Genomic DNA, 11,584 nt, shown 5'->3' with positions numbered 1-11,584 from the left:
CCCCCCGCCCTCCGGGACGGGGGGCATCGGGTTTTTCGCATGCCGCCCCGTCCCCGATGCGAGACGGCGTTATAGGGAACTCTCCAGAAGAAAACACGAATTGAATTGAAGTCAAGACCTGCGGGATCGCCGGTCAATTATCGGCTGACATCGCACCTTTCATTTCTTGACGGGCCGCCGACCTGCGGGGGACCATCCATGAGTCGATGAGAAAGGAATGCGGATGCCCAGTCTGACTCGTATGGAAGCCGCTGAACGCGGCGCGCTCCTGAGCGTTCGCTCTTATCAGATCGAACTCGACCTCACTCGTGGTCCGGCGACATTCAGGTCCGCCACGACGGTGATTTTCGACGCCGCAGATACAGGCGCGGAAACATTTCTCGACATCGTGCCGAGCCGGTTGCTTTCGGCGACGCTGAACGGGCGGTCACTGGATGTGACCACGCTGCGGGAGGGCAGGCTGCCGCTGACCGGGCTGGCCGCGGAAAACCGGCTCGTCGTGGTCGCGGACATGGCCTACTCCCGCGAGTGCGAGGGCATGCACCGCTTCGAGGACCCCGCCGACGGGCAGGTGTACGTCTACTCCTTCGTCTACGTCGACAACGCGCCGAAGGTCTTCGCCTGCTTCGACCAGCCCGACCTCAAGGCTCCCTGCACCTTCACGGCGACGGTCCCCGACGACTGGCAGGTGCTGGGCAACGCGCCGGCGACCCGAACCGCTCCCGGGCGATGGGAGCTGACCGGTTCGCCCTCCCTGTCCACCTATCTCGCGGCGATCGTCGCCGGTCCCTTCGCCTCCTTCCACACCCGCCACGACGGCGTAGAGCTCGGGTTCCACTGTCGCGCCTCGCTCGCCGACGCGCTCAAGGCCGACGCGGACGAGGTCTTCGAGATCACCGGCCAGATCCTCACGGCGTGCGCGGACATGTTCGGCATCGCCTACCCCTTCGGCAAGCTCGACCAGGTCTTCGTCCCGGAATTCAGCGTGCTGTCCCTCGACCACCCCGGGTGCGTCCTGCTGCGCGAGCAGTACCTCTTCAGCTCCACCGCGACGGCGAGCGAACGCGAGACACGGGCCGTCGTGCTCGCCCACGGGATCTCCCTTATGTGGCTGGCCGGCCTGGTGACCCACGCTTGGTGGGACGACCTGTGGCTGGGCCAGTCGTTCGCCGACTACATGGCGCACCGGCTGACCAGTGAGGCCACCCGCTTCACGGGAGCGCCCACGACCTTCGCCGCCCGCCGCAAGGCCCAGGCCTACGTCCCCGACCAGCGTCCGTCGACGCACCCCGTCGCGCTCACCGGCCCGGACGTGCGGACCGTGCTGCTGGAACTCGACCGGATCTCCTATTTCAAGGGTCATTCGGTGCTGCGCCAGCTGGCGGCGCACATCGGCGACGAGGCGCTGCGGGCGGGGCTGCGCACGTACTTCTCCCGGCACGCGTTCTCCACCGCCACCTTCGCCGATTTCATGGCGGCGCTCAGCGAGGCGGCGGGCACGGACCTGGAGGGCTGGGCGCGCGCGTGGCTGCAGTCGGCCAACGTCAACACGCTGACACCCGAGATCACCGTCCGCGACGGACGAATCGACAGCGCCGCCATCCTGCAGACCGCCCCCGGCTCGCATCCCACCTTGCGGACCCACACCATGAACGTCGGCCTCTACGGCGAGGGGTCCACCGTCGTGCGGACCGTGGTCGACGGGCCGCGGACCGAACTGCCCGAACTGGTGGGACGCCCCGCGCCCCGGCTGCTGCTCCTCAACGACGGAGACCTCACCTACGCCAAGATCCGCTTCGACCCCGTGAGCCAGGAGTCGCTGCCCGCCCTGCTGCCCGAGCTGTCGCCGATCAACCGGGCGATGGTCTGGTGCTCGCTGCTGCTGGGCGTGCAGGACGGGGTCTATCCCGCGGCGGCGCACCTCGACCTGGTCCGGCGGATGGTCGCCGTCGAGACCGAGCTGTCCATCCAGGCCGAGGTGCTGGAACAGGCCCGGCACGACGTCGCCGACCGTTTCCTCGTCCCCTCGGCGCGCCCGGCCGCGACCGCCCGCGTCGCCGACGCGTTGGCGAGCAGGCTGACCGGGCTCGAACCGGGAGACGAACTCCAGGTCACCCTCTTCCGGGCGCTGGTCGACTTCACCTCCGACACCGATCTGCTCCGCCGGTGGATCGCGGGGACCGCGCTGCCGGACGGGCTGGTGCTCGACACCGACCTCGCCTGGCGAGTGCGGGGACGGCTCGCGGTGCTCGGCGCGCTCAGCGAGGCCGAGATCGACGCCGCCCGCGCGGCCGAGCCGACCGCCCTGGCCGAGCAGTCCGCGATCCGCTGCCGGACGGCGCGGCCCGACCGCAGGGCCAAGGAGGCCGCCTGGACGGCGATGACGACCGACTCGTCACTGTCCAGCTACCAGCTGTTCGCCATGGCCGAGGGCTTCTGGCAGCCGGAACAGCAGGAGCTGACGCAGCCGTACGTGGAGCGGTTCTTCTCCGAGATGCCCAAGGCCGCCGCGCTCCGCGGAGACATGGTGCTGGACCTGCTGCTGCGATCCCTGTACCCCCGCTACGCGGCGACGCCGGCCACGCTCGCCCTCGCCGAGGACATGCTCGCCCGCGACGACCTGCCACCCACCCTCCGGCGCAGGGCGGCCGACTACACCGACGACCTGCGGCGCGTGGTCCGGGCCAGGGCCGCGGCCGGCGAGTGAGCGAGGCTGCCATGCGGATAGCGATCGTCGGCGGAGGAATCGCGGGTGTCCTGCTCGCACTGCGGCTGACCCGGGCGCCACGCCCCGCGGAGGTGGACCTCTTCCTCGGCGAGGCGACGTCGTCCCGCGACGCGTCCCGCGCCTCGGGCGGCATCGTCCGCGGCTTCGAGGTCGATCCGGCCGCCGCCCAGGCGGCGGCCGAGAGCCTGGCGGAGATCCGCGGCAGCGCCACGCTGCGCGAATGGTCGGGATACCGCGAGACCGGATCGGTATACGTGCCCGCCCGAGGAGCCGCCACGGCCGGCTCGCTGAAGATCCTTGACCACCTGCTGCCGGGCTCGGCGACGCTGGTGGACCGCGCCGGGCTGGCCCGCGACCACCGCCTGCGGAACCTGCCCGACCGAGCGATCGGCGTGGTCGAGCGCCACGCGGGCCACATCTCACCGCACCGGCTGCGCACCGCGGTGCTGGCCGAACTGGCCCGGACGAACGCGATCTTCCATCTGACCAAGGTGCGGCAGGTCACCCACGACCCGGCCGTACGGACCGCGGACGGCGCGACGCTGCGCTACGACGCCGTGGTCGTGGCGGCCGGGGCGTGGACGCCGCGGTTGCTGCGGGACAGCGGCCTGCCCGGCGAGGGCCTGCGCAGCAAGCAGGTCCAGTACAGCGTCTGCCAGGCGGGACTGGACGACCTGCGCCCTTTCGTCGAGGACAACTCCGGCCTCTACGGGCGATGGATGCGGCCGGGGGCGTTCCTGCTCGGGCTGCCCTCGGACCGCTGGGACGTCGACCCCGACGAGGTCACCCGCGACCGCGCGCTGACCGAGCGGGTGGTGACGCGTGCCGAGCGGTTGTTCGGGGTCCCCGTCCGCGCTCTTCGCACGGTCGCCTCCTTCGACTGCTACCGGGACCCGCCCGGCCTGGCCCTTCGCCCGCTGGGCACCGCCGGCCGGCTCTACACCTTCACGGGCGGAAGCGGCGGAGCGGCGAAGACGGCGGTGGCCGCCAGCCGCACCGCGGCCGACTCCCTCCTGTGACAGCGCGGCTTCGTGAACGTCCGCTCACCGGCATCGGTGCGGCGGCCCGACTGATGAGAGGAGAAGGCTGATGATCCAGCTTCCCGTCCGGTTCGGAATCAGCGAATTCGGCTACGCCTTCGGCCAAGACCAGGATGTGGAGAAGACGGCCCCCTCCTACGTGTCCGATCCCGAACGCATCCTGCAATGGGGCTACCACACCTTCCACCGGGCCGCGGACGGCATCACGGCGATCGACCTGGCCGCGGAGGCCGCTCAGGACGCGCTGGAGCGCGCCGGGCTCGGCGCCGACGACATCGACCTGCTCGTGCTGGCGGCCTCCGAGGTCCCCAACTACCTGAACTGGGACTCCTCGACCGCACTGGCCCGGGAGTTGAAGATCCCGCATGTGCAGACGCTGCTGCTCAACGAGGGCTGCGCGTCGGGCGTGACCGGCCTGGGCATCGTCGCGGGACTCATGGCCGTCCACCCGGAGATCGAAAGGGTGCTGTTCGTCGCGGTGAACCGGGTCAGCGAATACCACCGCAACCGCATGAAGGTGAACAACGCCGTGCACAGCGACGGCGCCGTGGCAGCGATCCTGCGGCGCGATCACGAGCGCAACCGGTGGCTGTCCACCGTGCAGATCGTCGACGCCGAGCTGTGCGACTGGTTCCGCAACGACTACGGCGGCGCGGTGGCGCCGGTGGCGCCGCAGGGCTGGTCGAGCGCGACCGCGCCCGCGGGGCACGAGCGGGTCCACGCGCACTTCCAGAAGGACCCCAAGCGGATGCGCGCCTTCGCCGAGCAGGCCGTGGCCCGCTCCATCCGGGTCGTCGAGAGGGCCTGCCGCCGGGCCGGCCTGCGCCGCGACGAGGTCACCCACTTCATCTACATCAACGACCCCGACGGCATCTCGGACCTGGCGCCGTTGCTCGAAGTGCCGCTGGCACGCACCAACCACGCGCTCGCCGCCGCGCACGGCCACATGGGCGCCGCCGATCAGCTCACCGCCCTGGGCCGGCTGCTCGAACAGGGCGTCGTCCAGCCCGGCGACCTGGTCGCGCTGACCGGCATATCCATCGGGATGCGCTGGTACTGCACGCTCGTCCGTGCCTGAACCCGGAAGGCATGATCATGGATACCCTGCTCGACACGCTACGCGAGGCCGCGCTGGCCGGCCGCGCACCCGACCCTGCCACGCGCAGGGCGCTGCTGGAACTGGACGACGCGGCGACCGCCCGCCTGGCGGGCCGGCGGCTCGCCCGGGCCCCGGCCGAGAGCCTGCGTGACCTGCGGGCCCTGCGCGTCGCGATCGTGGCCACCTGCACCGTCGGGTCCTTCGAACCCCTGCTGTGGGCCAGCCTCGTCGGCGCCGGCTTCCGGCCCGTCATCGACAAGAGCGACTACGGCGCCTTCGACATGACGCTGGCGGGAGCGGCCTTCGCCGGCCACGGCGACCCGGACATCGTCGCCGCGCTCCTCGACGCCTCCTACTTCCTCCCCCGCGAGTGGAGCCCCGTGGCGTTCGAGGAGTTCGAGGCCGGTGTCCGGGCCCGGCTGGGGGAACTCACCGGCCTGGTGACGGCCTGCGCGGAACGGACGCCGGCGACGCTGGTCCTGCACACGGTCCCGCTGCCGGCCGACGTCCGCGACACCTTCCTCAGCCTGGCCGACAGGGCCAGGGTGAGCGCGCTGTGGCACCGGCTCAACGCCGAACTGCTCGACCTCGGCGCCGCGCACCCCCAGGTCGTCACCGTAGACCTGGCCGGGGCGCTGGCCGATCTGCCGGCGGCCTCCCGCGACGCGCGGCTGCACCGCTACGGCGACCTCCCCTACACCGACCAGGCCCTTCACCACCTGGCCGGGTTGGTGCGCCGGGTCGCGCAGGCCAAGCAGGGGTTGTCACGCAAGGTGCTCGCCCTCGACCTGGACAACACCCTGTGGGGCGGCGTGCTCGGAGAGGTGGACGCGCACGGGGTGCAGCTGGGCGGCCTGTATCCGGGCAACGCCTACAAGGAACTGCAGCGCACCGTCCGCCGGCTGCGCGACCAGGGTGTCATCCTCGTCCTGGCCAGCAAGAACGACCCGGAGCCGGTGGAGAAGGCACTCGGCGACCACCCGGAGATGCTGCTGCGCAACGAGGCGTTCTCGGTGCGCGCGGTGAACTGGGCGCCCAAGGCCGGCAACCTCCGCAAGGCGGCCGCGTCCCTGGGCCTGTCGGTCGAGTCGTTCGTCTTCATGGACGACTCGGACTTCGAACGCGGGCACGTGGCCGCCGAGCTGCCCGAGGTCGCCGTCGTCTCCGCCGCCGGAGACCCCGCGTACATGGTGGACGCGCTCCTGCGTCACGGCTGGTTCGACGTCATGGCGCTGACCGACACCGATCGCCGGCGGCCTGAGCTCTACCGGACCCGTGCGATGCGCAGCGACTTCTCCGAAGGCTTCGGCTCATCGCAGGACTTCCTCGAAGCGCTGCAGCTGACGGTGGAGATCGCCCCGGTCACCGAGTTCACCGTCGCCCGGGTGGCCCAGCTCGCGGCCCGCACCAACCAGTTCAACCTGACCGGCGTCCGCTTCGACGAAGCGGCCACCGACCGGATGAGGGAGTCGCCGGACCACCTCGTCGCGTCGGTCGCCGTGGCGGACCGGTTCGGCGACGAAGGCATCGTCGGCGCCCTGTGGGTGGAGTGCGCGGCCGGGAACTGGCGCGTGCTGAACATGGTGCTGAGCTGCCGGGTGCTCGGCCGCGGAGTGGAGCTGGCGGCGGCCGCCTGGCTCGTGGAGCGGGCTCGTCAGGCGGGCGCGGATGTCATCGAGAGTCGTTTCGTCCCCTCCCAGAAGAACAGCGTCGCCGCCGATTTCTGGTCCAGGGCGGGCTTCACCGGCGACGGCACGGTGTTCACGGTGAACCCGGGCTCCGCGGCCGATGTCATGCCCGGCTGGATCACCTTCCACGAACGGAGTGCGATTTGACATGAGCGGTCCTGTCGACGTCGAACGCGTCGTCCACCAGATCATCTGCGACATCCTCGGGCAGACCCCCGACGAGCTGGGCACGGAGCAGCCCCTCGCGGCGCACGGCTGGGACAGCCTCGCCTCGCTGGAAGGGCTCGCCCTACTGGAAAGCGCGTTGGGCGTGACCCTCGACCTGCGTGCTTTCCACGCCGCCCACACCGTCCGGCAGATGGCCGACCTGGTGGCGAGCGAACTGACCCTCAAGGCGAACACCCGATAAGGCCCGGCCGGTAACAGGGAGACCCAGTGGATCGTCAGGAAGTAGAGATACTCGCCATCGGCGCCGGCCCGGCCAACCTCGCGCTGGCCGTCGCCGTCGAGGAGCTGGCCGGCCCGGAACTGGCCGCCGAGACCATGATCGTCGAGCAGCACGACGACATCCTGTGGCAGCGGGGAATGCTGCTGCCGTGGACCCAGAGCCAGGTCTCGTTCCTCAAGGATCTGGTGACCCTGCGCAATCCGCGCAGCGAATTCTCGTTCGTGAACTACCTCCACTCCATGGGGCGGCTGGACGAGTTCATCAACCTCGGCAGCTTCACCCCCTACCGGCTGGAGATCTCCAGCTATCTGCAGTGGGTGGCCAAGTCGCTGCGTTACGTACAGATCGAGTACGGCCGGCGGTGCGTCTCGATAGAACCGGTCGTCTCCGAGGACGGCGGCGTCCATCACTGGTCGGTGCGCACGGCCGACGGCGGTGAGATCATCTGCCGGACCCTGGTCATGGGCGCGGGACGAGACCCGCACATCCCCGCCGAGATCGGGGCCCTGCCCCGCAACCGGATCATCCACAGCACCGAGTACGCGTCGCGGTGCGCCGAGTTCGACCCCGACGGCGCGCACCGGGTCGTGGTGGTGGGCGGCGCGCAGAGCGCCGCCGAGATGTTCTGGGCGACCTACCAGGGATTCCCGAACGCGCAGGTGACGATGGTCATGCGTTCGATCGGGCTGAACACCTACGAGTCCAGCAAGTTCACCAACGAGCTGTTCTATCCCTCCTTCGTCGACGAGTTCCACGCGGCGCTGCCCGAGGCCAGGGAGCAGCTGCTGCGGGAGATGCACCGCACCAACTACGCCGGCCTGGCCCCGGGCATGCTGGAGACGCTCTACCGGGAGATGTACCAGCAGCGGCTCCTGGGCACCGAGCGACTTCACATGATCACGATGACCGAGATCAGCGGCGCGCGGCTCGACGGAGACGACGTCGTCGTGTCGCTCACCGACCGCAAGACCCGCCGCACCCAGGAACTGCGGTGCGACGTGGTGCTGCTCGGCACCGGCTTCGTCCGCGGCATGCCGAAGCTGATACAGGACCTCGCGGTCGCGGCGGGAGTCGGCGGGGCCACGGTGGACCGCAACTACCGCATGAACCTGCCGCCGTCCTACACGGCCGGCTGCTACCTGCAGGGGGTCAACGAGGCCACCCACGGCATCGCCGACTCCCTGCTCAGCGTGCTGGCCGTCCGCGCCCAGGACATCGTCTACGACCTGCTGGCCCACCTGGAGCGCAAGCCCGCGCCCGAACTTGTGCTGGGCACCTCGTGAACGGGACGAACCCCGTGACCCGACCGACCACAGGAGGACAGGTGGAGATCCGCAGTCTCGACCGGGACAACCTCAAACCGGACAACGGTCTGCGCGCGCAGCGCCTCATGCCCTGGCCCGTGCTGAACGCCCCCTTCGAGGGCTCATGGTGCGTCGTGCCCCCCGGCGCGGCGTCCGGACCGCACAGCCATCACGAGTACGAGATCTGGGTCGCCATGACCGGCGAGGCCGAGATCGTCACCGAGGGACGCCGCGAGCCCTTCGTCGCCGGTGACGTCGTGCACTTCCTGCCCGGAACCCGGCACCAGGTCGTCAACGAGGGCGACGCCGACTTCCAGATGTACGCCATCTGGTGGGACGCCGAAATGACCGAGCGTTTCGCCGCCCGGCACCGGGGGGCGGCATGACCCCCCGGCCCGCGATCGTGGTGGCCGCCACCCCCACCTCCAACGGAGACCTGCACGTCGGCCACATGGCCGGCCCCTACCTGGCCGGCGACGTCTACAGCCGCTACCTCGCCGCCACCGGCCGCCCGGTCATCTACACGACCGTCACCGACGACAGCCAGACCTACGTGCCCCTGACGGCGCACCGCTCGGGCCGCACCCCCGCGGAGCTGGCCGCCACGTCCACCGAGCAGATCCGTCGCACGCTGACGGCGATGGGCCTGTCGATGGAGGGCCTGCCGCCGATCGACGACCGGTACCGCTCCACGGTGCTGGAGTTCTTCTCCGCGCTGCACGCCGCGGGCCGGTTCCGCCTGCGCACCGTCCGCCTGCCGTACGCGCAGAGATCCGGCACCTACCTGTACGACGGGCTGATGACCGGCACGTGCCCGGACTGCCTGGAGGCCAGCAGCGGAGGGGTCTGCGAGAACTGCGGGCACCCGAACAACTACGACGAGCTGCTCGAGCCGCGTTACAACCTCGATCCCACCGATCCGGTCACCTACCGCGAGGCCACCATCCTGGTGCTGCCGGCGGAGGAGTACCGCGAGCGCCTGACCGCCTACTACAAGGAGCGCGAGGGACGCTGGCGGCCGCACGCCATGCAGCTCATCCACGAGCTGCTCGACCGGCCGCTGCCGGAGATCCCCATCACGATCCCCGGCACGTGGGGCATCAAGGCGCCCTTCCCCGAGGTGCCGGGACAGATCCTCTACCCCTGGGTCGAGGCGATGCCCGCCGTCATCTACTCCACCTGGTGGTCGGCGGCCCGGCGCGGCCAGGCCACCGAAGCGGTCGACGAGCACTGGCGGGCCGAGCACGGCGCGGAGCTGGTGTACTTCCACGGCTTCGACAACGTCTACCACTGGGGCCTGCTGGACCTGGTGATGCTGATGGCCCACGGCGACCGCTACATCACCCCCCTGAGCAACGTCGTCAACGAGTTCTACGACCTGGGCGGCGCGAAGTTCTCCACCAGCAAGAACCACCTGATCTGGTCGGTCGACCTGCTCTCGGAGGTGCCGCGCGACCTCGTCCGGTTCTACCTGTCGCTGACCGCGCCGGAGTTCCAGCGGACCAACTTCGACCTCGGCGAGCTGCGGGCGGTGACCGCCCGCAGGCTGGTCGAGCCGTGGAACCGGCTGGCCGCCGCGCTCCCCCCGCCCGGCCCCGACCCGCTCGGGGTCTCGGAGGCGGGGCGCAGGCGGGCCGCCGCGACGGCCGAGCGTTTCCGGCTCTGTTACGCCCTGGACGGCTTCAGCCCGGCCAGGGCGGCCGAGACCCTGGCGACACGTCTGGAACGGCTGGCGGCCGCCGCCGGCGACACCGCCCCCGGCGACCTGCTCGCCGAGGTCCGGGTGCTGCTGGCCAACGCCGCCCCCATCCTCATCGACGTCGCGGCCCAGGCGTCGGCCGCCGGGGCCGACCTGCGGATCGGCGACGAGCAGCCCACCGCGATCCGCCCGTTCGCGCTGCCGCCGCTGCCGTCCGCCGGCCCCGCCGCCGACCACCGGGTCGCCGCGGGCAGCACGGCGGCGGGGGCCTGAAGGGAGGAGCGCTATGAAACTGCTGGCCATCGAGACATGCCAGTACCTGAACTACTACATCTCCCGATACGAGCAGGTGCAGAACCTCGGCGTGGATCTCTACGTCCTCAACGGCGAGGGCACGCAGGACTTCTGGCCCGCCGACCGCTACCGGCTGGTGGGCTCGAAGAAGATCGACGAGATCGTCGCGCAGGCCGGGGAATGGCACGCCGAGCAGAGGTTCGACGGCGTCATCACCTTCTCCGAATCCTCCGTGATCACCGTCGCGGCCGTGGCCGAGGCGCTCGGACTGCCGGGCATCGGCGTCGAAGCGGCGGTGACCAGCCGCAACAAATACCTGATGCGCAAGGCCTACGAACGGGCCGGCGCGCCGATCCCCTCCTACCGGCTCGTGGAGAGCCTCGACGACGCGCTGCGGGCGGCCGACGACTTCGGCTACCCGGTCATCGTCAAGCCCACGCTCGGCGCCGGCAGCCACCTGGTGTTCCGGGTGGACTCCCCCGAGGAGATGGCCGACCGCTACCCGCAGGCGGCCAAGGGCCTGGAGAACCTGTTCTGGGTCAACTCCGAGGCCGACGGCGTCGACCTGGGGCCGAACGGCCTGCTGGTCGAGTCGTTCCTGGACGGCCGCGAATATCTCATGGAGGCCGTGGCCTGGGACGACGAGGTCTACCTCGGCTCGATCGTGGACCGCATCACCGACGAGGGAAGCACCTTCGACGACGACGTCCACCACGCGCCCACCTCGCTCAGCGAGGCCGACGTCGCCAAGGTGCACGCGGCGGTCAAGGCCGGCGCCCACGCCATGGGCCTGCGGCGCAGCGTGATGCACGCCGAGGTCCGCTTCCACCGGGGCGAGCCGCACCTGCTGGAGATCGCCTCACGCGTGGGCGGCGGCGGCCTGGACATGATCGCGCGGATCACCGCCGGCCACGACCCCATCAAGGCCGTGGTCGACATCGGGCGGGGCCGGCGCCCCGACGTACGGCACTTCCAGCCCACCGGCACCCACATCGCCGCGATGTGCCTGATCTGCGACGAGGGCGTCATCGACCACGTGGAGGTGCCCGACGAGGTACGCGACTCCGATCGCGTGTTCCTGCTCAAGATCACCGCTCGGCCCGGCGACCTGATCCGCCGGCCCCCCAACGGCAACACGATCCTGGGTTTCCTCGGCACCACCGGATCCTCCCTGGAGGACGCGTTCCAGACGATGAACGCCTTCGCCTCCACGATCAAGGTCACCTTCCGGGACTGACCCGTCCCGTCCCCGTACCGGCGCCGCCCTCGTCAGCGGCGGCGCCG

The 11,584-nt window shown here is 70.6% G+C and carries 9 protein-coding genes; all 9 read left to right on the top strand.

What is annotated here, in order from left to right:
* The first annotated feature begins 217 nt into the window (after nucleotides 1-217).
* The 9 genes from pepN to ABZ860_RS41140 all read left to right on the top strand — a co-directional run bounded on the left by pepN (nucleotide 218) and on the right by ABZ860_RS41140 (nucleotide 11,537).
* Entirely contained in the window at nucleotides 218-2,707 is a 2,490-nt protein-coding gene (gene pepN / locus ABZ860_RS41180; RefSeq protein WP_357231714.1) for an aminopeptidase N, read from the top strand.
* An 11-nt stretch (nucleotides 2,708-2,718) separates the two neighbouring features.
* Nucleotides 2,719-3,747 carry an FAD-dependent oxidoreductase gene (locus ABZ860_RS41175; protein ID WP_357231711.1) on the top strand — a complete coding sequence of 343 codons (1,029 nt, stop codon included), beginning with the start codon at nucleotides 2,719-2,721 and terminating at the stop codon, nucleotides 3,745-3,747.
* A 70-nt stretch (nucleotides 3,748-3,817) separates the two neighbouring features.
* Nucleotides 3,818-4,846, top strand: a complete 1,029-nt coding sequence (locus ABZ860_RS41170) for a 3-oxoacyl-[acyl-carrier-protein] synthase III C-terminal domain-containing protein (RefSeq protein WP_357231708.1) — start codon at nucleotides 3,818-3,820, stop codon at nucleotides 4,844-4,846.
* Between the two features lie 17 nt (nucleotides 4,847-4,863).
* Nucleotides 4,864-6,702 (top strand): HAD-IIIC family phosphatase, encoded by a 1,839-nt coding sequence (locus ABZ860_RS41165; protein WP_357231705.1) that lies wholly within the window; start codon nucleotides 4,864-4,866, stop codon nucleotides 6,700-6,702.
* A gap of 1 nt (nucleotide 6,703) precedes the next feature.
* Complete coding sequence (locus tag ABZ860_RS41160) at nucleotides 6,704-6,964, top strand: acyl carrier protein (RefSeq protein ID WP_357231702.1); 261 nt, start codon at nucleotides 6,704-6,706, stop codon at nucleotides 6,962-6,964.
* Nucleotides 6,965-6,990: 26 nt separating this feature from the next.
* A complete protein-coding gene (locus ABZ860_RS41155; protein ID WP_357231699.1) occupies nucleotides 6,991-8,286 on the top strand; it encodes a SidA/IucD/PvdA family monooxygenase in 1,296 nt (431 codons plus the stop codon).
* Between the two features lie 41 nt (nucleotides 8,287-8,327).
* Nucleotides 8,328-8,693 carry a cupin domain-containing protein gene (locus tag ABZ860_RS41150; protein WP_357231696.1) on the top strand — a complete coding sequence of 122 codons (366 nt, stop codon included), beginning with the start codon at nucleotides 8,328-8,330 and terminating at the stop codon, nucleotides 8,691-8,693.
* Nucleotides 8,690-10,279, top strand: a complete 1,590-nt coding sequence (locus ABZ860_RS41145; RefSeq protein WP_357231693.1) for a class I tRNA ligase family protein — start codon at nucleotides 8,690-8,692, stop codon at nucleotides 10,277-10,279. The genes ABZ860_RS41150 and ABZ860_RS41145 overlap by 4 nt, the downstream gene beginning before the upstream one ends.
* A gap of 13 nt (nucleotides 10,280-10,292) precedes the next feature.
* On the top strand, nucleotides 10,293-11,537 hold the full coding sequence (locus ABZ860_RS41140; protein ID WP_357231690.1) for an ATP-grasp domain-containing protein: 1,245 nt from the start codon (nucleotides 10,293-10,295) through the stop codon (nucleotides 11,535-11,537).
* Nucleotides 11,538-11,584: the final 47 nt, after the last annotated feature.

The organism is Microbispora sp. NPDC046973 (genome assembly GCF_040644495.1).
Lineage (GTDB): Bacteria > Actinomycetota > Actinomycetes > Streptosporangiales > Streptosporangiaceae > Microbispora.
The sequence above is the reverse complement of the archived record's forward strand: the minus strand, read 5'-3'. Positions and strand labels throughout refer to the sequence as shown.

Bases quoted from the DNA above. Each gene is read 5' to 3' on its own strand.
- pepN (WP_357231714.1), top strand. From the start codon at position 218: ATGCGGATGCCCAGTCTGACTCGTATGGAAGCCGCTGAACGCGGCGCG.
- ABZ860_RS41175 (WP_357231711.1), top strand. From the start codon at position 2,719: ATGCGGATAGCGATCGTCGGCGGAGGAATCGCGGGTGTCCTGCTCGCA.
- ABZ860_RS41170 (WP_357231708.1), top strand. From the start codon at position 3,818: ATGATCCAGCTTCCCGTCCGGTTCGGAATCAGCGAATTCGGCTACGCC.
- ABZ860_RS41165 (WP_357231705.1), top strand. From the start codon at position 4,864: ATGGATACCCTGCTCGACACGCTACGCGAGGCCGCGCTGGCCGGCCGC.
- ABZ860_RS41160 (WP_357231702.1), top strand. From the start codon at position 6,704: ATGAGCGGTCCTGTCGACGTCGAACGCGTCGTCCACCAGATCATCTGC.
- ABZ860_RS41145 (WP_357231693.1), top strand. From the start codon at position 8,690: ATGACCCCCCGGCCCGCGATCGTGGTGGCCGCCACCCCCACCTCCAAC.
- ABZ860_RS41140 (WP_357231690.1), top strand. From the start codon at position 10,293: ATGAAACTGCTGGCCATCGAGACATGCCAGTACCTGAACTACTACATC.